17 protein-coding genes and 1 tRNA gene are annotated in these 20,637 nt (G+C 62.9%); 6 read left to right on the top strand and 12 right to left on the bottom strand.

The features are described 5' to 3' along the window. Window positions 1-14 precede the first annotated feature (14 nt). Window positions 15-1,025 carry an RDD family protein gene (locus ACI0FO_RS01680; protein WP_416023648.1) on the top strand — a complete coding sequence of 337 codons (1,011 nt, stop codon included), beginning with the start codon at window positions 15-17 and terminating at the stop codon, window positions 1,023-1,025. A gap of 28 nt (window positions 1,026-1,053) precedes the next feature. After that, window positions 1,054-2,589 carry a tetratricopeptide repeat protein gene (locus ACI0FO_RS01675; RefSeq protein WP_416023647.1) on the top strand — a complete coding sequence of 512 codons (1,536 nt, stop codon included), beginning with the start codon at window positions 1,054-1,056 and terminating at the stop codon, window positions 2,587-2,589. 527 nt (window positions 2,590-3,116) lie between these two features. On the opposite strand, the gene ACI0FO_RS01670 is transcribed toward ACI0FO_RS01675, so the two are convergent. After that, entirely contained in the window at window positions 3,117-3,659 is a 543-nt protein-coding gene (locus ACI0FO_RS01670; RefSeq protein ID WP_416023645.1) for a hypothetical protein, read from the bottom strand. Window positions 3,660-4,049: 390 nt separating this feature from the next. On the opposite strand from ACI0FO_RS01670, the gene ACI0FO_RS01665 reads away from it, so the two are divergent. Continuing rightward, a complete protein-coding gene (locus ACI0FO_RS01665) occupies window positions 4,050-4,613 on the top strand; it encodes a PIN domain-containing protein (protein WP_416024528.1) in 564 nt (187 codons plus the stop codon). A gap of 74 nt (window positions 4,614-4,687) precedes the next feature. Here ACI0FO_RS01665 and ACI0FO_RS01660 read toward each other — a convergent pair whose 3' ends face one another. The 4 genes from ACI0FO_RS01660 to rpsO form a co-directional block, all read right to left on the bottom strand. Continuing rightward, the gene (locus ACI0FO_RS01660; protein ID WP_416023643.1) at window positions 4,688-5,905 is read right to left on the bottom strand and encodes a threonine ammonia-lyase; all 1,218 of its coding nucleotides are present in this window, start codon (window positions 5,903-5,905) and stop codon (window positions 4,688-4,690) included. Between the two features lie 15 nt (window positions 5,906-5,920). After that, window positions 5,921-6,646 carry a hypothetical protein gene (locus ACI0FO_RS01655; protein ID WP_416023641.1) on the bottom strand — a complete coding sequence of 242 codons (726 nt, stop codon included), beginning with the start codon at window positions 6,644-6,646 and terminating at the stop codon, window positions 5,921-5,923. Between the two features lie 181 nt (window positions 6,647-6,827). Next, window positions 6,828-8,990: a polyribonucleotide nucleotidyltransferase gene (pnp, locus tag ACI0FO_RS01650; RefSeq protein ID WP_416023639.1), complete on the bottom strand. Its 2,163-nt coding sequence runs from the start codon at window positions 8,988-8,990 to the stop codon at window positions 6,828-6,830. A 94-nt stretch (window positions 8,991-9,084) separates the two neighbouring features. After that, window positions 9,085-9,354: a 30S ribosomal protein S15 gene (rpsO, locus tag ACI0FO_RS01645; protein WP_006223612.1), complete on the bottom strand. Its 270-nt coding sequence runs from the start codon at window positions 9,352-9,354 to the stop codon at window positions 9,085-9,087. Window positions 9,355-9,687: 333 nt separating this feature from the next. Between rpsO and ACI0FO_RS01640 the strand changes: the two genes are divergently transcribed. After that, window positions 9,688-10,206 carry a hypothetical protein gene (locus tag ACI0FO_RS01640; protein ID WP_416023637.1) on the top strand — a complete coding sequence of 173 codons (519 nt, stop codon included), beginning with the start codon at window positions 9,688-9,690 and terminating at the stop codon, window positions 10,204-10,206. A gap of 63 nt (window positions 10,207-10,269) precedes the next feature. On the opposite strand, the gene pssA is transcribed toward ACI0FO_RS01640, so the two are convergent. The 4 genes from pssA to ACI0FO_RS01620 all read right to left on the bottom strand — a co-directional run bounded on the left by pssA (window position 10,270) and on the right by ACI0FO_RS01620 (window position 14,575). After that, window positions 10,270-11,043 carry a CDP-diacylglycerol--serine O-phosphatidyltransferase gene (gene pssA / locus ACI0FO_RS01635; RefSeq protein ID WP_105555264.1) on the bottom strand — a complete coding sequence of 258 codons (774 nt, stop codon included), beginning with the start codon at window positions 11,041-11,043 and terminating at the stop codon, window positions 10,270-10,272. A 167-nt stretch (window positions 11,044-11,210) separates the two neighbouring features. Further along, window positions 11,211-12,227: a ketol-acid reductoisomerase gene (gene ilvC / locus ACI0FO_RS01630; RefSeq protein ID WP_046807014.1), complete on the bottom strand. Its 1,017-nt coding sequence runs from the start codon at window positions 12,225-12,227 to the stop codon at window positions 11,211-11,213. 76 nt (window positions 12,228-12,303) lie between these two features. Next, the gene (gene ilvN / locus ACI0FO_RS01625; RefSeq protein WP_006217868.1) at window positions 12,304-12,795 is read right to left on the bottom strand and encodes an acetolactate synthase small subunit; all 492 of its coding nucleotides are present in this window, start codon (window positions 12,793-12,795) and stop codon (window positions 12,304-12,306) included. 10 nt (window positions 12,796-12,805) lie between these two features. Continuing rightward, window positions 12,806-14,575, bottom strand: coding sequence for an acetolactate synthase 3 catalytic subunit (locus ACI0FO_RS01620; RefSeq protein WP_255410149.1), 1,770 nt, complete (start codon window positions 14,573-14,575; stop codon window positions 12,806-12,808). 428 nt (window positions 14,576-15,003) lie between these two features. Here ACI0FO_RS01620 and ACI0FO_RS01615 point away from each other — a divergent pair, with 428 nt between their 5' ends. After that, window positions 15,004-17,229, top strand: a complete 2,226-nt coding sequence (locus ACI0FO_RS01615) for an FUSC family protein (protein ID WP_416023635.1) — start codon at window positions 15,004-15,006, stop codon at window positions 17,227-17,229. A 79-nt stretch (window positions 17,230-17,308) separates the two neighbouring features. Here the strand turns inward: ACI0FO_RS01615 and yaaA are convergent, their stop codons facing one another. The 3 genes from yaaA to ACI0FO_RS01600 all read right to left on the bottom strand — a co-directional run bounded on the left by yaaA (window position 17,309) and on the right by ACI0FO_RS01600 (window position 20,200). Next, window positions 17,309-18,082 carry a peroxide stress protein YaaA gene (gene yaaA / locus ACI0FO_RS01610; RefSeq protein WP_416023633.1) on the bottom strand — a complete coding sequence of 258 codons (774 nt, stop codon included), beginning with the start codon at window positions 18,080-18,082 and terminating at the stop codon, window positions 17,309-17,311. Window positions 18,083-18,096: 14 nt separating this feature from the next. Beyond that, window positions 18,097-18,879, bottom strand: coding sequence for a 3-hydroxybutyrate dehydrogenase (locus tag ACI0FO_RS01605; protein WP_416023631.1), 783 nt, complete (start codon window positions 18,877-18,879; stop codon window positions 18,097-18,099). A 103-nt stretch (window positions 18,880-18,982) separates the two neighbouring features. Next, the gene (locus ACI0FO_RS01600) at window positions 18,983-20,200 is read right to left on the bottom strand and encodes a cation:proton antiporter (protein WP_416023629.1); all 1,218 of its coding nucleotides are present in this window, start codon (window positions 20,198-20,200) and stop codon (window positions 18,983-18,985) included. Window positions 20,201-20,495: 295 nt separating this feature from the next. Here ACI0FO_RS01600 and ACI0FO_RS01595 point away from each other — a divergent pair. Next, window positions 20,496-20,586: transfer RNA gene (locus tag ACI0FO_RS01595), tRNA-Ser, on the top strand. Window positions 20,587-20,637 lie beyond the last annotated feature (51 nt).

Below are 20,637 nucleotides of genomic sequence, written 5' to 3'. Positions count from 1 at the left end.
GTTGCCAAGCGCCATTGCCGGTTAAAACGGCTGCGGCTGCGGCTGCGCCCACGCGCGCCAAGCAGGCCGCCCCGGCGCCGAATGCGCCCGTATTCCCCAGCATCTGGGCCCGGCTTGGCGCCACCGTCATCGACGGCCTGTTCATGGTGGCGGCGATCTTCACGCTGATCTGGGCGGCCTCGCTGACCTATGAAAGCCTGACCGGCGAGCCCCGGCCCGTGCTGCTGCTGGTGTTGGCGGGGCTGATTGGCTGGCTGTTGCCCGCCTTCATGGACGCCTGGGCAAACGGGTCCCCAGGCAAGCGCCTGCTGAAGCAGCGCGTCGTGAATCGCAAAGGGCAGGTGCCCGGCCTGCTGCGGTCGATATGGCGGCACACGCTGAAGTACACGCTTAACCTTGCACTGCCGGGCCTGTTCCACCACATCCAGCAAGCCATCTTCGGCGAACGGTCGATGCACAACGCCCTGGCCGGCACGCATGTGGTCGCCAGCCGGGCGCATCCACGCGCGATGCAGGCGGCCGTCGCCAAGACGCCCGCGGTCACCGGCACAGGCAAATTCCTGTTCTTCGTATTCGGCGTGCTGGCGCTGGTGCTGGGTGGCGTGGTGATCGGCGTGGGCGTCATGAGCCAGGACGATGGCGACAATCCCCTGCACGCGGACGTCCGCCGTTTTGACTTGGTGTCGGACCCCATCCGCATGCTGGTTGAAAACCACTACCGCAGTAAAAAAGCCTTCCCCGCCACGATGGCGGACATCGGCATGACCCAGGAATCACTGCAGAACAGCGGATTCTCCAAGCTGGAACTCAATCCCGTCAACGGCGTGATGCGGCTGACGATCGCTGGTGAGCCTCGCACTGATGGCTTTCCCACGCTGGCCGGCAAACACTTGATGTACCTGCCGGAACTGCGCGCGGAAAAGAAAGGCGGCGGCATCCGCCGCTGGCAATGCGGCAGCGACGACATCGCCCGCGCCGACCGTCCCTACAGCTGCCGCCACGACACCGGCGCCTTTGTGCGCTAGCCCGCCCTTTGAATACGGAACGCTCCGCATGTCCAGCCTGATAGAAGCCATCCACCGCGCCGATGACGGCCACGACCACGCGCAAATGCTTGCCTTGTGCGAAAGAGGCGTGCGCGAAGAGCCCGGTTCGGCCGTGATGTGGGCCCTGCGCGCCCGCTATCACGACAAACGCGGCGCCCACGCCCAGCGCGAAGCCGACCTGGCCCGGTCGCTAGCATTGGACCCGCAGTGCAGCGACGCGCTGCGCGTGCAGGTCACCGCGCGCTATGACGCAGGCGAACAGCAGGAAGCCTGGCGCATCTTGCGCGAGGCACGCCAGCGCGCGCCCTCGCATTACGGTTTGATGATGTCCGAAGCCTATCTGCTGATCAACGACCGCCGGCTGGAACCCGCCATCGAATGCTGGACCCGCGCCTCGCAACTACGGCCGTCCGCCGCGGCGCCGCATTGCTATATCGGTTCCAATCTGCATAACGCTGGCCGCTACCAGGACGCGCTGCCCTACCATCAGCGCGCCGTCGCGCTGGCGCCCAACAATGGCGGCTTCCTGTACGACGCGGGCAACAACTACCGCCGCCTGGGCGACCTGAAGAACGCCATCGCGATGTTCGACCGCGCCCGCGCGATCCTGGGCGAGGGAAACGCCATCCAGCACAACCGGGCCTCCTGCCTGCAAGCGCTGGAACGCCATGAAGACGCGGTAGAGGAATGGACCAGCCTGCTGCGCCGCGAGCCCGATTGGGATTGGCCGCTGGAAGGCAAGGCGCGGTCCCTGCACCGTCTGGGCCGCGCGGATGAAGCCGCCCCGTTGTGGCGGCATCTGGACGCGCTGTCGGACACGGGTTGGGAAGGCCGCAAGGAACAGGCCCGCGAATTCGTGCGCAGCGGCGACCCCGAACTGGCCGAACAGGCCCTGCAAGGGTTGGATCCGATGGAAAGCGGCGACGCCCAATTGCTGTTCGTGGCGGGTAACGCCCAGCGTGACCAGCGCAACTGGGAGCAAGCGTTGGCCTATTACCTGCGCGGCTACGAGATCGCGCCCGACAACGATTTCCTGCCCGGCAACGCCGCCGACATGCTGACCCGCCTGGAACGCTACGACGAAGCCCTGCCTCTGTCGGAAGTGGCGATTTCCCTGGACCCCGACTGGCTGAAATGGCGCCGGGTCCGCATCGACGCCCTGACAAACCTGGGCCGCGGCGCCGAAGCCGTGGCCGATGCCGATCGCGCTCTTGTGAGGTGGCCGGACAGCGGCCCGCTGCACGCCGAGCGCATCAACGCGTTGAATGCGGCCAAGCAGCATGAAGAAGCCCTGGCCGCGTGCGACCGCCTGATCGGGCTGGATCCCGACTTCCGTAGCTGGGCCCTATTTTCGCGGGGCGAGATCTACGGCCACCTGAAACGCCATGCCGAATCGGCCATGGCCTTCCGCCAGGCCGCGGCCTCTTACCAGCAGAACGGCAAAGCCGATTACCAGGACCTGTCGCTACGCCGAGCCCAGGCTGCCGAAGACGCCGCTGCCGCGCCGCGCGGTTTCCTGGGCCGTCTGTTCGGCCGAAAATAGGGGTTGACCGGGTTCGTGCTTACCCTGATTCCACCAGGGCGCGCCAATGCCCCTGCGCCCAAGATGGTATAGTCACGCCCGCTGCCGACCCTGCATGGGCCGTGCAACGCCCGAGTGGTGAAATTGGTAGACACAAGGGACTTAAACTAATTTGAGCCCTTTGGAGGAAACTCCAAAGGTGTAGCCCGTCAAATTCGGCGAACGCCCTGGACCTGTTCCGAGCCAACGCCGAGCCAAGCCCCGGTTGAAAAACCGGGGAAGGTGTAGAGAGCAGACGGCGGGCACCTAAGGCCGCAAGGCTATGGTGAAGGCGTGCTCCAGACCACGAACAGCGTTTTCGCGCTGGCGGCGAAAGCCGAAGTGGTAAGAAAATCCCTCGGCCGCAAGGCCGTACCGGTTCGATTCCGGTCTCGGGCACCAACCGAACTCAGTGCATGACGATACCCAACATTGTTCACGGCGGGCTTGCCTGCCCTGGGGCGCCAAATGGAAAGCACGGCAAGATTTTGCGCAATTTGACGCAAACATTATTGCCCTGTCTCTACTAGGACCAAAGCACCATCTTTGTGCTCGTACCTACAGAAAAATTCCTTACACAGTGACTTGGATGTCGGTAACACCGCTTGGTATTTGAACACCAATCTAATAACAAAACTGTTCGCTCCCGGTGGAGGAGTTTTCATAAACTCGAGTGCCCATTTGGCGTAGGTATTTAGGTCGCTGATTTCATAATCCCCCCGACTAGCAGGCAGCCGAGGGGGAAATTCAGTAGTCCCCTTTTGCTCAACCCGATGGACATTACCAGCATGAGCCATCACTAACCATTCCACGCGAATTGGGGATGAAGCATTGATGGCACTATCATTGCGAATTTCAATGTGAAACCGTGCTGTATCGAGATCCAGAGATGCGGTAACGGCCAAGATTGGATAGTGGTTATATATTTCCAACCGCTCTTGGCTTGCTTTGGCAGCTTCCGCGGATTCTTGCGCGATGGAGTTGGCCCGCCGCGCAACAAACAGTGCGATCAAAGACACAACTATGCTTATCCATTCTTTCCACGATTCCATTGCCACTCCGTTCAGACACCTGTAGACGAGTCTCGAAGAATCTCCGAGATAGTGACCTCACGAGAAACTCCCAACTACTATCCCTACGGCACACTCAGATGAATATTTAGTGCGGCAGATCCAATTCATCGGAATTTGGGGTGGTGCTCGCGATGCCCGCCGCGTCCGAAGCCAATCCGCACACGTTAGGCTGGAGTATTTCTCGTACGGGCTAAGCCTTGGCAAGGAAAACCGCTATTCTTTCGCGTCGCCTTTTATCTCCCCATCTGAGCCGCACTTCGACATGCGTCCCCTTGCAAAGCAAGCCTCTCACTGGCTTGGGCACCGAACACGATCTTGACTACCTCTCCCCCCTTTCCCCCCTTCATCGTCCTGGACGCCTGCGTGCTGATGTCCGGCATCTTGCGCCGGCTGCTGCTGCGTCTGGCCGAGGCCGGCGTGTTCATCCCGGTCTGGACGGAACGCATCGGCGAAGAGTGGCGCCGCAACGCCTCGCGCATCTGGGATATTCCGCCGGAAGTGCTGGCCGAGTTCTGGGCCGACATGAACGCGCGCTTTCCCGACGCCAACGAGGCGGACACGCAGGTCTATGAAGCGTCGCTGCGCTATAGCGACCCGAAGGACTTCCATGTGATCGCCGCCGGCCTGGCGCGGCGCGCCCGCTGCGGGCTGCAGCAGCCGCCCGTCGTGCAGATCGCCACCTGGAACCTGAAGGATTTCAATCGCTCGGAGTTGCGCCGCCAGGGGCTGGATGTCTACAACCCGGACCGCATGCTGGCGCAATGGTGGCAAGGCAACGCCGAGCGCATGCGCGAGGCCATCGCCCAGATCCCCGCCGACTACGTCGCGCTGGGCCGCGAGCCCGAGCCCCTGTCCACGACCTTGCATCGCGAACGCCTGTACGGCCTGAAAAGTCTGGTGGCGCGCGACGCCGCCCAACACGACGCCGCCTGATCCCCCGGCCTGGACGCCGCGCCAGGCGCCCGTCCTTGGTGATCGCTCTTAATGATCGCTCTTATCGCCCACGCTTAGTGATCGTGATTGCTGGCCGCAAAACCCGCAGCGTTGAGGATGTCGATCACTTCCAGGATGTGCTCCGGCCCGCGCGTCTGCAAGACAAAATCCACCTCGACGTTGCGCACCGGCAATGACGTGAAGGCACGCTGGTGATGCACTTCGGTGATGTTGGCCTGCGCATCGGCGATCAGCTTGGTGGCGTGGGCCAACGCGCCGGGCAGGTCGCGCAAGTCCACGCGGATGCGGGCCAGGCGCCCGGCGCGCACCATGCCGCGTTCGATCAGTTCGCCCAGCATCAGCGGGTCGATATTGCCGCCCGTCAGCACCAGGCCGATGCGCTTGCCCTTGAAGCGGTCGCTGCCCGCTTCCTGCGCGCGCAGCAGCGCGGCCAAGCCCGCGGCGCCCGCGCCTTCCACCACGGTCTTCTCGATTTCCAGCAGCACGACGATGGCGTGCTCGATATCGCTTTCGCTGACCAGTTCGATCTGATCGACCAACCGGCTGACGATCGGCTGGGTCAGCGCGCCCGGCGACTTCACGGCGATGCCTTCGGCAATGGTGTACAGCCCCTGCGGCATGGATACGCCCTTGACCGCCGCGTACATCGACGGAAAACGCTCCGTCTGCACGCCCACGATCTCGATGCCGGGCTTCAAGGCCTTGGCGGCCGTGGCGATGCCCGAAATCAGGCCGCCACCGCCGATGGCGATGACCAGCGTCTCCAATTGCGGCTGGTCTTCCAGCATTTCCAGGGCGACGGTGCCCTGCCCCGCAATGACGGCTTCGTCGTCGTAGGGGTGGATCATGATCAGGCCGCGCGCTTGCGCCAGCTCGTAGCCATGGGCCTTGGCATCGTCGAAAGTATCGCCCGCCAGCACGACCTCGGCGCCAAAGCGCCGCGTATTGGCCACTTTGACCGTAGGCGTGAAGCGCGGCATCACGATCACCGCCGGCACGCCCATGCGCTGCGCATGGTAGGCCACGCCCTGGGCATGGTTGCCGGCCGACACGGCGATCACTCCCTTGGCTCGCTCGTCATCCGACAAGGTCAGCATGCGGTTCAACGCGCCGCGCTCCTTGAACGAGGCCGTGAATTGCAGGTTCTCGAACTTCAGCCAGATCTCGGCGCCGAAGATGTCGGACAGCGTGCGCGACAAGGTAAACGGGGTCTTCAGCACCTGGCCGCGCAAGTTTTCGCGGGCGGTCTGGATAGAGGCAATATCGATCACGATGGGTAGATCCTGTTAGCGCACAGGCAGAAAATTGAACAGCAGCAGGCCCTGCGCATAGTTGATCCCGATACGCCGCGAATTCTCGCCCAGCAGATTGGCGATCAAGTCCAGCCGACCGATGATGGCGCCGAACTCGCGCTCGAAGCTCAGGTTCGTGGCGTTGGGGGACATTTCATTGGCCAGCAATAGCGGCTCGCCTTGATTGTTGCGGCGCGATGCCAGCAACCACGCGGCGGCCTCGACATTCCGTGCCGCATTGTAGACCCGCTGGCCGTCCAGCGCGTCGGTGGCGTACAGCCGGGTCTTGCCGTTGTGGGCCGCGATGATGGTGTCGGCCATGCCGTAGATGAAGGCGCCGACGCGGTCGCCGGTGTAGTTGGGGTCGAGGGATACGGCCAGGATCTGGATGTCGCGCAGGCCGGCAAGATCGCCGGGCGGAATCCGGACTTCAATCGCGTGCTTGACCCGGTTGACGGCCTCTTTCTGGTCCGCCACGCCGGTTTTGCGCCATTCGCGGGGATTGCGGCGGTAGAGCTTGTCCAGCAGCGAATACAGGCTGGACAGGTTGTCGCGCACTTCCAGTGTGACGGTACGGTTGAAGTCGGTCTGGCCGAATTGATCGGCGGACATGCCTTCGCTATTGGGTCCGCGCTGGCCCGGCCCCGGGCTGCTCATGCAGCCGGCCAGCAGCACGGTAAGCAGCACCGCGGCGGTGGCGCCCCCCGGCCCTCCCGTCATACTCGGCTCATCCGATTCCCCCTTTCTCGCGCAAGACTTTACAGCAAGGTCGGCGAAGTTGGGAGACGTCGGCGGGTTGAAGTCGCAAGAAGATGAATCAGCGCCGGAATCGGATTTTTGTGTGGTGCAATAAAAAAACGGCGCCTTGCGGCGCCGTTCTTCGTTCAATCAGCCTGCCAGCTTATTCAGCTTGCGGTTCCGACTGAGGGGCGGCTTCCGGCGCGGCAGCGGGCTGCTGCGCTTCGATACCACCGATTGCCTTGATGGACAGGCGCAGGCGGCCCTTGTCGTCGGCCTCGATGACCTTGACACGGACTTGCTGGCCGACCTTCAGCACATCGTTGATGTTCGCGATGCGGTAGTTGGCAATTTCCGAGATGTGCAGCAGGCCATCACGGCCCGGCAGCACTTGCACGATGGCGCCGAAGTCCAGCAGGCGCAGGACCGAGCCTTCGTAGATCTGGCCCACTTCGACGTCAGCCGTCAGTTCGACGATGCGGCGCTGGGCTTCTTTGGCCTGCCCTTCGTCGACGCTGGCGATCACGATCGTGCCGTCGTCGGAGATGTCGATCTGCGTACCGGTTTCTTCGGTCAGCGCGCGGATGGTGGCGCCGCCCTTGCCGATCACGTCACGGATCTTCTCGGGGTTGATCTTGATGGTCAGCATGCGCGGGGCAAAAGCCGAGAGCTCACCGCGCGAACCGTCCAGTGCTTCTTTCATCTTGGTCAGGATGTGCAGGCGGCCTTCGCGGGCTTGCGCCAGCGCCACTTGCATGATTTCCTTGGTGATGCCCTGGATCTTGATGTCCATCTGCAGTGCGGTGACGCCGTTTTCGGTGCCCGCGACCTTGAAGTCCATGTCGCCCAGGTGATCTTCGTCACCCAGAATGTCGGTCAGCACGGCGAACTTGCCGCCGTCCAGGATCAGGCCCATGGCCACACCGGCCACGTGATCCTTGACCGGCACGCCGGCGTCCATCATGGCCAGCGAGCCGCCGCAGACCGAAGCCATCGACGACGAGCCATTGGACTCGGTGATTTCCGACACGATACGGATCGTGTACTGGAAGTCTTCCGGGGCCGGCAGCAGCGGGATCAGCGAACGCTTGGCCAGACGGCCGTGGCCGATTTCGCGGCGCTTGGGCACACCAATGCGGCCCGTTTCGCCGGTGGCGAACGGAGGCATGTTGTAGTGCATCATGAAGCGGTCGCGGTATTCACCCATGAGCGCGTCGATGATCTGTTCGTCTTGCTTGGTGCCCAGCGTGGCCACGACCAGCGCTTGCGTTTCACCACGGGTGAACAGCGCGCTGCCGTGTGCGCGGGGCAGCACGCCCAGACGCACGCTGATGGGGCGCACGGTACGGGTGTCGCGGCCGTCGATACGCGGTTCGCCGTTCAGGATCTGGCCGCGGACGATGGCCGATTCCAGCGAGAACATGATGTTGTCGACGGTCACGGCGTCGGGCACGGACTCGCCCTTTTCAGCCGCGGCGGCAGCCAGCTTGGCCGACACCTCGGCCGACACTTCGCGCAGCTTGGCGGTGCGGGCCTGCTTTTCGCGGATCTGGTAGGCAGCGTTCAGGCCTTCCTGGGCCGCCGAGGTCACGGCGGCGATCAGGGCTTCGTCCTTGGCGGGCGCTTGCCAGTCCCAGTCGGGCTTGCCAGCGTCCTTCACCAGTTCGTGAATGGCGTTGATGACAGCCTGCATTTGCTCGTGGCCGAAGACCACGCCGCCCAGCATGATTTCTTCGGAAAGCTGTTGGGCTTCCGATTCCACCATCAGCACGGCGTTTTCGGTACCGGCAACCACCAGGTCCAGCTTCGACGACTTCAGTTGCGAAGCGGTCGGGTTCAGGGCGTACTGGCCATCGATGTAGCCCACGCGCGCGGCGCCGATCGGGCCGTTGAACGGGATGCCCGAAATGGCAAGCGCGGCCGACGCGCCGATCATGGCGGCGATGTCGGGATCGATCTCGGGATTGACCGACAGCGTGTGGATGACCACTTGGACTTCGTTGTAGAAGTCTTCGGGGAACAGCGGACGCAGCGGACGGTCGATCAGGCGCGAGGTCAGCGTTTCCTTTTCGGACGGCTTGCCTTCACGCTTGAAGAACCCACCCGGAATACGGCCGGCAGCGTAGGTCTTCTCGATGTAGTCGACGGTCAGCGGGAAAAACGTTTGACCCGGCTTGGCCTTCTTGGAAGCCACGACAGTGGCCAGGACGACGGTGTCCTCGATCGACACCACAACGGCGCCGGAGGCCTGGCGAGCAATTTCGCCAGTTTCCAGAACGACCGTATGCTGGCCGTATTGGAACGATTTTGTCACTTTGTTGAACATGACGATTATTCCTTACAAATGAAAAACCGTGGCCGTCGCGACAATACGTCGCACCGACCACGGTTATTGCGTCATGGGGAGCCAGCCCCGTCGATCACTTACGCAGACCGAGTTTTTCGATCAGAGCGCGGTACGAATCGGGATTGCGGCCCTTGAGATAGTCGAGCAGCTTGCGGCGACGGCTGACCATACGCAGCAGACCGCGGCGCGAGTGATGGTCCTTCATGTGTTCTTTGAAGTGACCAGTCAGTTCGTTGATACGGGCGGTGAGCAGAGCCACCTGAACTTCGGGGGAGCCGGTATCGCCTTGAGCGCGTTGGAACTGCGCAACGATATCGGATTTCTTGATGTCAGCTACAGACATTGATGACCTCTTCGGACATGCGACAGGGCCGAGGTGCCCTGACGTGGTTTGGAAAAAATTTGCGTAAATCCCGGCGATAAGCGTTTTTGCTTTCTCACTGCTGCTTCAATAGCTGCGAAGTGCCCCCTACAGCACACGGATTCGCCTGGAACCCGGGCCCGCTTTTTGGAGCCACCCTGCAGCCGGACTGCCGGCGCAAAGCATCTTGCAAAATCAATACACTTGATAAAGCTCGATGATTATAGCTGATTCGCTAGAATTACCCCAGAGACGGTTTCGGTCCCGTCGGCAGAGGCCGGCGACCGGCTGCGCGGCGCCCTGAGGAGCAAATTCATGTCTAAATATTACAGATCGACCCGTATCGCCCTCGCCTCGCTGGCGTTGGCCGGGCTTGCCGCGTGCGCCAACTTGGCCCAAGTGCCCCCCGGCACGCCCTACGCCGAGGTGTTGACTCAGTTCGGCCAGCCTAACTTCGAATGCCCGCAAGCGGGCGGCGGGCGCCGCGTGATCTGGACGCAACAACCGATGGGCCAGTACGCCTGGGGCACCAATGTCGGCACCGACGGCCGCGTGGGCCAGGTGCTGCCCCTGCTGACCGACGCCCACTTCAAGGTGCTGGAAACCGGCGAATGGGGCCCCGACCGCGTGCGCTGCGAATTCGGCCCGCCCGCCCGCATCGAGGAAGCCGGCCTGGGCGAAAAACGCGAAGTCGTGTGGTCGTACCGCTACAAGGAAAACGGCGTGTGGAATTCGTTGATGTACGTGTACATGAGCCGCGACGGCAGCAAACTGACGCACTTCCACCCCGGACCCGACCCCATGTACGACGATGATAAATTCATGTGGCGCTGACTCCCTTCCAAAGACAAAAAACCCGCCGATCCGGCGGGTTTTTTGTCTTGAATGGCGACGCCATCAGGAAGACTGGCTGCGGCGCTCTTGTGTCAGGCGGCGCGCTTTGTTCCAGCGCCAGCCCCACATGACCCATCCCGACAGACCATACAGCACGAACAAGCCAAACAGCACCACCGGGGGATCGCTGGACACGAACACGAACACGGCCACTACCAGCAGGATGCCCCAGAACGGCACGCTGCGGCCCAGGGCGAAGCTCTTGCCGCTGAAAAACGGCGCGTTGGACACCATCGTGATGCCGGCGTACATGGTCAGCGTGAACGCCACCCAGGCCATCAGGCTGTCATGGATGGGCAGCTTGTTATCCACGGCCAGCCAGACGAAACCCGCCACCAGCGCGGCCGCGGCCGGGCTGGGCAAGCCCTGGAAATAGCGTTTGTCGACGACGGCGATATTGGTATTGAAGCGCGCCAGGCGCAGCGCGGCCCCCGCCACATAGACGAAAGCGGCAAGCCAGCCCCAACGGCCCAGGTCATTCAAAATCCACTCGTACATGACCAGCGCGGGCGCCACGCCGAACGACGTCATGTCCGACAGCGAGTCGTATTGTTCGCCGAAGGCGGACTGCGTATTGGTCAGCCGGGCGACGCGGCCATCCATGCCGTCCAGCACCATGGCCACGAAAATGGCGATGGCGGCGACTTCGAAGCGATCGTTCATGGCCTGCACCACGGCATAGAACCCCGCGAACAACGCCGCGGTGGTGAATGCGTTGGGCAGCAGGTAGATGCTTCGGTGGCGGTTCTCGGAATCGCGCATGGAAAAATTTGGCATGGTCTCAATAACTTACAACGGACGGTGAAAGGTTAACCCATCTGGCCCCGCTTGCGGGCTACAGCAAGCCGCGTGCCTGAGCAATAAGCCAAGAAAAAGCGGCATGCCTTCGCAGGCATGCCGCTTTGAACGCTTCCACGCGGGGAAAACCCGCGCTTGGGCATCGATCAGTTCTTGGACTTGTCCACCAGCTTGTTGGCGGCGATCCAGGGCATCATGGCGCGCAGCTTGCCGCCGACCTGCTCGATCTGCGATTCCGCGTTGATGCGGCGGCGCGAGGTCAGGGTCGGAGCGCCGGCGGTGTTTTCCAGGATGAACTTCTTGGCGTATTCGCCGGTCTGGATGTCCGTCAGGCACTGGCGCATGGCCTTGCGGGTTTCGTCGGTGACGATCTTCGGGCCCGTTTCGTACTCGCCGAATTCGGCGTTGTTCGAAATCGAGTAGTTCATGTTGGCGATGCCGCCTTCATAGATCAGGTCGACGATCAGCTTCAGTTCGTGCAGGCATTCGAAGTACGCCATTTCGGGCGCGTAGCCGGCTTCCACCAGCGTGTCGAAACCGGCCTTGATCAGTTCGACGGTGCCGCCGCACAGCACGGCTTGTTCGCCGAACAGGTCGGTTTCGGTTTCTTCGCGGAAGTTGGTTTCGATGATGCCGGCACGGCCGCCGCCGTTGGCGCTGGCATACGACAGGGCTACGTCACGCGCGGCGCCCGACTTGTCTTGGTACACGGCCACCAGGTGGGGCACGCCGCCACCTTGCTTGTACGTGTTGCGCACCGTGTGGCCCGGGGCCTTCGGCGCGATCATGATGACGTCGATGTCTTCACGCGGCACGACCTGGCCGTAGTGGACGTTGAAGCCGTGGGCGAAAGCCAGGGCGGCGCCGGCCTTGATGTTGCCGTGCACTTCCTTGTTGTAGACCGAGGCGATGTTCTCGTCGGGCAGCAACATCATGACGATGTCGGCGGCCTTCACGGCATCAGCCACTTCCTTGACTTCCAGGCCGGCGTTGGCGGCCTTGTTCCACGAAGCGCCGTCCTTGCGCAGGCCGACGATGACCTTCACGCCCGACTCATGCAGGTTCTGCGCGTGCGCATGACCTTGCGAACCGTAGCCGATGATGGCAACGGTCTTGCCTTTGATGAGGGACAGATCGCAGTCTTTGTCGTAGAAAACTTTCATGGTTGTGCTCCAGATTCCAGTATTTTGGATATTCGATTAATTCAGATGTAGGGTGTGGCGTGGCCTGGAAGGCCGGTCAAATCTTCAAAATCCGTTCACCGCGTCCGATGCCGGACACGCCGGTGCGTACGGTTTCAAGGATGGCACTGCGGTCCAGGGCTTCCAGGAAGGCCTGTACTTTTTCCTGCACCCCGGTCAATTCGATGGTGTAGGACTTGTCGGTCACGTCGATGATGCGGCCGCGGAAGATGTCCGCCATGCGCTTCATCTCTTCGCGTTCCTTGCCGACGGCGCGCACCTTCACGAGCATCAGCTCGCGCTCGATGTGGGCGCCCTCGGTCAAATCCACCACTTTGACGACATCGACCAGGCGGTTCAGGTGCTTGGTGATCTGTTCGATAACCTCGTCGGAACCAGTGGTCACGATGGTCATGCGCGACAGCGTGGCGTCCTCGGTGGGTGCCACGGTCAGGGTCTCGATGTTGTAGCCCCGCGCGGAAAACAGCCCCACCACGCGCGACAGCGCGCCGGGTTCGTTTTCGAGGAGGACGGAAATCACGTGCTTCATGGTGGCCTCCTTACAGGTCTTCAGAGCCAAGCAGCATTTCGGTCAGCCCACGACCGGCCTTGACCATCGGCCACACGTTTTCGGTGCGGTCGGTGATGAAGTCCAGAAAGACCAGGCGTTCCTTGTGCTTGCCGAAGGCTTCGCGCAGCGCGGGTTCGACATCCGCCGGACGCTCGATACGCAGACCCACGTGGCCATAGGCCTCGGCCACCTTGACGAAGTCGGGCAGCGAATCCATGTAGGACTCGGAATAGCGCGAGCCGTAATCGATCTGCTGCCATTGCCGGACCATGCCTAAGAAACGGTTGTTCAGGCAGACGATCTTGGGCGTCAGGCGGTATTGATGGCAGGTCGACAGTTCCTGGATGTTCATCTGGATCGACGCTTCGCCGGTGATGACGGCGACGTCGTGCCCAGGGTTGGCCATCTGCACGCCCATCGCGTAGGGCAGCCCCACACCCATGGTGCCCAGGCCGCCGGAGTTGATCCAGCGGCGCGGCTTGTCGAACTTGTAATACTGCGCCGCCCACATCTGGTGCTGGCCCACGTCGGACGTGACGAAGGCGTCGCCGCCCGTCACTTCCCAGAGCTTTTCCACCACGTATTGCGGCTTGATGACTTCGTCCGAGTTGGCGAACTTCAGGCATTCCTTGCCGCGCCAGGTCTCGACCTGGTCCCACCACTTGGCGATGGGGGCCGGCTTGTGTTCGGCGGAGGCGATTTCGTATTGGGCGCTGAGGTCGGCCAGCACGTCCTTGACGTTACCGACGATCGGGACGTCCACGCGCACGCGCTTGGAGATCGACGACGGATCGATATCGATATGGATGATTTTGCGGGCGTTCTGCGCGAAGTGCTTGGGATTGCCGATCACGCGGTCATCGAAACGGGCCCCGATGGCCAGCAGGACGTCGCAGTGCTGCATCGCCATATTGGCTTCGTAGGTGCCGTGCATGCCGGGCATGCCCACGAACTGGCCGCTGCTGGCCGGGTAGCCGCCCAGACCCATCAGGGTGCTGGTGCACGGTGCGCCCAGCTGCGACACCAGCTTGTTGAGCTCGGGCGCGGCGTTCGACAGGATGACCCCGCCGCCCGTGTAGATCATCGGCCGCTCGGCGGCCAGCAGCATCTGCACGGCTTTCTTGATTTGCCCCTGGTGGCCCTTGTTGACGGGCGCGTAGGAACGCATCGAGATCTCGCCCTTGGGCGGCGTGTACTTGCACTGCGCGACGGTGATGTCCTTGGGGATATCCACCAGCACCGGGCCGGGACGGCCCGTGCGCGCGATGTAGAACGCGCGGCGCATGGTTTCGGCCAGGTCCTTGACGTCGCGCACAAGGAAGTTGTGCTTGACGCAGGGACGCGTGATGCCGACGGTGTCGCATTCCTGGAACGCATCTTCGCCGATGGCCGCAGTGGGCACTTGCCCGCTGATGATGACCATGGGGATGGAGTCCATGTAGGCAGTGGCAATGCCGGTGACGGCATTGGTCACGCCCGGGCCGCTGGTCACCAGGCAGACGCCAACCTTTTGCGACGAGCGCGAATAGGCATCGGCGGCGTGCACGGCAGCTTGCTCGTGACGAACCAGGATATGCTGAAATTTGTCTTGCTTGAAGATCGCGTCGTAGATGTACAGCACTGCGCCGCCGGGATAGCCGAAAACGTGTTCCACGCCCTCATCGGCCAGGCAGCGCACGACGATATCGGCGCCATTCATTTCCATGTTGTATTTCCTTTCAGTACCGGCCCTGCAACCCTGACTGCTGCTCGCCCGGATACGGCGGCAACGGAACCCATACCGGCTACGACAACATGATCCGGCGCTTAGCGGCTCACGGAGCCACGCCACCCGGACACCCTGCCGACCCGGCACACGCTCGACAGAACGCAGTGCAAACGCCCCTGGGGGACGCTGGAGGTCGAAATGGAAGCTTCGGCAACACACGCTTGTGGCGCGGCCAACAGCAAGTATCACTGCGGCAGGATGGCTGGGAGGTGACCCTGACCATCCGCCTCAACGCGCCGGTATCGGATAGGCAGACCGGCGCAAGAGATGGAATTTACCGCGTTGCGTCAAAGGTAGCAAATCGATGTTTCGGGACCGTTGCACGCGCGATGCAGGGAAAGTCCGGTGCCCATCCGGCCCCAAAAAATCCAACAGCGTCTCTATACTTGTTCCGTTGCCTAGAACCCAGCCGCCGCCCCATGGATTTGCGCATTGCCAGCATTCGCCGCTTTCTCTACAGCCACTACTTCTTCGGAGGCGTGCGCCAGGGGATCGGCATGTTGTTGCCTGTGCTGGTGCTGGGCGGCATCTTCGGCAACTACACCACGGGGCTGGTGGCGACCTTCGGCGCCCAGTGCCTGGCGATCATCGATCAACCCGGCGGGCCGCAACGCCACCGCACCAACGAGATGCTGGGCGGCGCCGCGCTGGGCACGCTGACCGTCATCATCACCGGACTGGCATCGACGCACCCGGTAATGATCTGGCTGGCCGTCATCGCGCAGTGCTTCGTCTATTCGATGTTCACCGTGTTCGGCAAGCGCGGCGGGCTGATCGGCTTTGCCGGCCTGCTGCTGATGACCTTGACGATGCACTCGCCGCTGGAACCCCACGAAGTGCTGGCGCACGCCGCCGCCACCCTGGGCGGCGCCCTGTTCTATGTGGTGTTCAGCCTGGGCTTTTCACGCCTGTTCTGGCTGCGCGAGGAACAGCAGGCGATGTCGGTGGCGCTGTTCGCCACGGGCGACTACGTCGCTGCCCGCGCGGCCTTCTACGACACGACGGCTGATCTGGACGAGGCCTACCGCACGCTGATCCAGCGTCAGTCCGTCATGACCGAAAAGCACCAGGCCGCGCGCGACATGGTGCTGCGCGCCCTGCCGCGCGGCAAAGGCGTGGGCGACCGCCAGCGCGTGATGATCTGGAACATGTTCGTCGACATGCTTCAGTTGCTGGACACGCTGGTCGCCACGCACACCGACTACGCCGCGCTGCGACGCACACTGGCCGGCAATGATTGCCTGATGTTCATGCGCGACGCGCTGGTGAAGATGTCGCTGGAACTCAACCGCATTGCGCTGGACGTGTCGCGCGGCCGCCAGGTGCAGTACCGCAGCAGCGCCCGCGCCGAACTTCGCGCCATCGAATACGAGATCGAACAGCTTAAGCAGCAGGGTCTGGGCGAACGCGAACCCGAAATGCTGGCGCTGATCATCCAGGTGCTGCGCCGCCTGCGCAATTCGGCGCGGATCGTGGACCGGCTGGCGGACCACACGGCGGCGTCGCCGGATGCCAAGCCGACCGACGTGCTGCGCATCAACAAATCGTTGACCCGATTCATCTCGCGACAGGAATTCCGTTTTGGGCTGCTGACCAGCAACCTGCGCCTGGATTCGCCGCATTTCCGCTATGCGCTTCGGGTGACGGCAGCCGCCGCCATCGCGATGACGCTGGCCAGCCGCTGGCTGTCGCCGGCGTTCTCGGCGCACAACTACTGGATCATGCTGACCATCGTCATCATCATGAAGCCCGGTTTCGCGCTGACGCGGCAGCGCAACGGCTGGCGGCTGATGGGTACCCTGATCGGCTGCATCTGCGCGCTGCTGCTGTTCAACGTGACCGACCAGCCAGAAATCCTGTTCGCCGTGCTGCTGGGCGCCTGCATCATGGGCAACAGCCTGGTGCAGCTGAACTACATGGCCAGCGCCATCTTCAACACGCTCTTCGTGGTGCTGGTCTTCCACTTCGTATCGCCGGGCACGGTGTCGATGTCCGTGATTGGCGAACGCGCCATCGACACGCTGCTGGGTTGCACGCTGGCGCTGGTGTGCAGCTATATCCTCCCGTGGTGGGAAGCGCGCTACTTGAGGCCGCTGGCCGCCGCCGCCACGCGCGCCAACCGCGAGTACCTGCTGGCCGGGCTGCGCTATGCCGACGCCATGCAGGCGCACGGCGCCCCCGCAGGTGGCGCCGCCGCTGAAACGCCGGCGGTCATCGACGCCGACCTGGCCTGGCGCCTGGCGCGCAAGAACGTGCACATCGCGTTCAGCAATTTCGCCGAAGCCTTCTACCGCATGATGAGCGAACCGAAATCGCACCAGGTCAGCGTGCCCGAGCTGAACAACCTGCTGATCCAGAACCACGTGCTGGCCTCGCAGATCACTGCGGCGATCCCCATCCTGGCCGCGTTGCCCAAAACCCCCGAGGCGGTGCAGTTGGCGATGAACGGCATGGTCGACCTGCTGGACGAACGCCGCCCCGAGATCGCGGCGCCCCTGCCGACGCAGTTCGACACCGAAGGCGAACAGGCCGCGCTGGCCTACCCCGTCAAGCAAATGCTGAAGGCGTCCCACATGATCCGGCAAGAACTGCAGGCGCTGGCCGACCCCGCGCACACGCCGCCGGTGGCGACCATGGCGTCTTGATCGAGACCGTTATCACGCGATAAAAAAAACCGGCCTGAAAACAGGCCGGTTTTTGCTTCGCGCGGCGATCCGCCCCGGGTCAGGCCAGCTTGCGCCGGAACACCAGTTTGTCTTCCGACGACGCCGACGCGTCATAGGCGTAGCCTTCCAGGTCGAAGCCGTGCAGGCCTTCGGGCTTGGTGACCTTGTGCTGGATGGCGTAGCGCGCCATCAGGCCACGCGCGCGCTTGGCGTGAAAGCTGATGATCTTCCAGGCGCCGTTCTTCCAGTCCTGGAACACGCACTGCACCACGCGCGCCTTCAGCGTCTTCAGATCGACCGACTTGAAATACTCTTCGGACGCCAGGTTGACGATCACCGGCGCTTTCTTGCCTTCCTGGCGCTCGTTCAGGTAGTCGGCAATGGTCGACCCCCAGTACTCGTACAGGTTCTTGCCCTTGGGCGTCTGCAGCCGCGTGCCCATTTCCAGGCGGTACGGCTGCATCAGGTCCAGCGGACGCAACACGCCGTACAGACCGCTCAGGATGGCCACGTGCTCTTGCGCCCAGTCCAGCTGCTTGGCCGACAGGGTCGACGCGTCCAGTCCTTCGTACACGTCGCCATTGAAGGCCAGCACGGCCTGACGCGAATTGGTCTGCGTGAAGGTGCGCTTCCAGTGGGCGTAGCGCTGCGCGTTCAGCTCGGACAGGGCCGGGCTCAGGCTCATCAGTTCGGCAATATCGTCCGCGGACTTGGTCTTCAGCACCTTGATGAGGCCGGCGGCCTGGTCCACGAACAGCGGCTGGGTGTGCGTCTCGATATGCAGCGGCGAGTCGTAGTCCAGCTTCTTGGCGGGGGAAAGCAGAAACAGCATTCGGAATTCCTTTATTAACGCGCCGTCCAGCCGCCATCGACGGAGACGGACGTTCCAGTGATTTGCGCCGCGGCCTCCGACGCCAGGAACACGGCGGTGCCGCCCAGTTGTTCCGGCGTGACGAATTGCAGCGAAGGCTGCTTTTCGCTGAGCAGTTCGCGGGCAGCGGTTTCCTGATCCACGCCGCTCTTTTCAGCCAGCGCGGTGATCTGCTTTTCCACCAGCGGGGTGCGGACCCAACCCGGGCAGATGGAATTGGCGGTGATGCCCTGGCCAGCGGTTTCCAGCGCCGTCACCTTGGTGAAACCAACCACGCCGTGCTTGGCGGCCACATAGGCCGACTTGTTGGCGGAGGCCACCAGGCCGTGCGCCGAGGCGATGTTGATGATGCGGCCGAAGCCCTGCTTCTTCATGTGCGGCAAGGCGGCCGCGGTGCCATGGAACACGGCCGACAGGTTCAGCGCCAGAATGGCATCCCACTTTTCCGCGGGAAAATCCTCGATCAGCGCGGTGTGCTGGATACCTGCGTTATTGACCAGGATGTCGATGCGGCCCAGCTGGCGCACGGTGTTTTCGACCAGCCCCCGCACCGCATCGCCCTTGGACAGGTCGGCGCCGTCGTAGATCACCTTCACGCCATGCTTGTCGGCCAAGCCGGCGCGCACCTTTTCGATTTCGGCGGCGTCGCCGAAACCATTCAGGACGATATCGGCCCCTTGCTGGGCGAAGGCCGTGGCGATACCCAGGCCGATGCCGCTGGTGGAACCGGTGACAAGGGCGACTTTTCCTTTGAGCATGACATTCTCCTGTGATCTGGCGTAGAACGGGGTGCAAAAACGGGGTTCAAGTGTAGCTGCCCGGGATGACGGCAATCATGCCATGCCCCCACACCCTGCGGGGTCAAGCAGCGGGAGGCGGGTCGCGGGGATCGGCGGGCGCTGGCCCGCCACTGGCGACCGGCTCGGCGGTGGGCAGGTCGGCCATGCCGCCCCGGCTTTCCGGCACGCGCTCCAGCAGCTTGATCAGCACCGGCACCACGCCCATCGACACCGCCACCACCACCGCCAGCACGTCGCGCTGCTCCAGGTTCATCAGATGGTTGTCCCAGGCCTCGTTGAAAATGGCGAAGCTGAATTCCCCGCCCTGGGCCAACACCATGGCGAACAGCAGGCGGTGATAGCGCGGCAGCCCCAGAAAACGCGCAAAGCCGTACAACACCAGCGCCTTGATCGCCAGCAAGGCCGCGACGCCGGCGATGATGAGCTTCCAGTGGACCGCCACCACCGCCAGATTGATGGACATGCCGATCGCCAGGAAGAACAGCCCCAGCAGCAGGCCCTTGAACGGATCGATAGCCTTTTCCAGGTCGTGGCGGTAACGCGATTCCGCCATTAGCACCCCCACCAGGAAACCGCCCAGGCCGGCGGACAGCCCCGCGTAGTCGAACAGCTGCGCCGCCCCCACCACCATCAGCAGCGCCGCCGCCGTGAACAGTTCGTTCAGCTCCGCTTTGGCGGCCCAGCCCAGCAGCCGCAGCCGATAGGCCACGGCCACCACCGCCACCGCAACCAGCGCTTCCTTGAACGACGGGGCCGACGTGCCGTCGGCGCCCAGCAGGCCGGCCGCAACCAGCATCGGGATGGCCGCCATGTCCTGGAACAGCAGGACGCCCAGCGCTGACCGGCCCAGCGGCGTGCGCGTCAACGCGCGTTCGTCCAGCAGCCGCAGCGCCACCGCCGTCGACGACAACGCCAACGACAGCCCGCACAGCACCGCCGCCTGCCATTCCATGCCTGCCAGATGCCGTAGCCCCGCCCCGAACACCAGCCCCAGCAGCAGGCCGCACGCCAGCATCTGCAAGGATCCCAGCACGAAGACTTCGTTGCGCATCGCCCAAAGCCGCTTGGGCGACAGCTCCAACCCGATGATGAACAGCATCATCACCACGCCCCATTGAGACACGTTGATCATGGTGTCTACATTGGTCACCAGCTTCAGGCAGGACGGCCCGATCAGCACGCCCGCGATCAGGTAGCCGGGGATGGCGCCCAACCCAAGCCGCTGGGTGATCGGCACGCACAGGACGGCGGCAAGCAAGAGGATAAGGATCAGATCCATGTAGGGAAGCGGTTGCCTGGTGGGTGCGGGCCAAGGATCGAGATGCCCGCGTTGGGGGAATTCTGGGCAAAGATCGCTGGCACCGGAAGCCCGGAGTAAGCCCCCGTAGAGATTTTTTTCCACCCCCTTTACACACAAGAAAAAAATCCTGTAGAATTGCGGGCTTCGCTGCTCCGACAACGAAGATCCTTCCGACCAGGGATCTTGGAGTGAGAAACCCGCCCTACTGCTTTAAGTCGTCTAGTTAAACGGCAAGAGCGAAGGCAGGAATTTCACCGTTACGGAACCCAGCAACGGAGAGGTGGCAGAGTGGTCGAATGTACCTGACTCGAAATCAGGCGTACGGTATCCCCGTACCGTGGGTTCGAATCCCACCCTCTCCGCCAGTATTCAAGAACGAAGCCCCTGAGAAATCAGGGGCTTTTTTCTTTTCGCGA

Source organism: Achromobacter marplatensis, from assembly GCF_049060505.1.
Classification (GTDB): domain Bacteria; phylum Pseudomonadota; class Gammaproteobacteria; order Burkholderiales; family Burkholderiaceae_B; genus Achromobacter; species Achromobacter marplatensis_A.
This window is presented reverse-complemented; position numbering and strand designations above follow the sequence as displayed.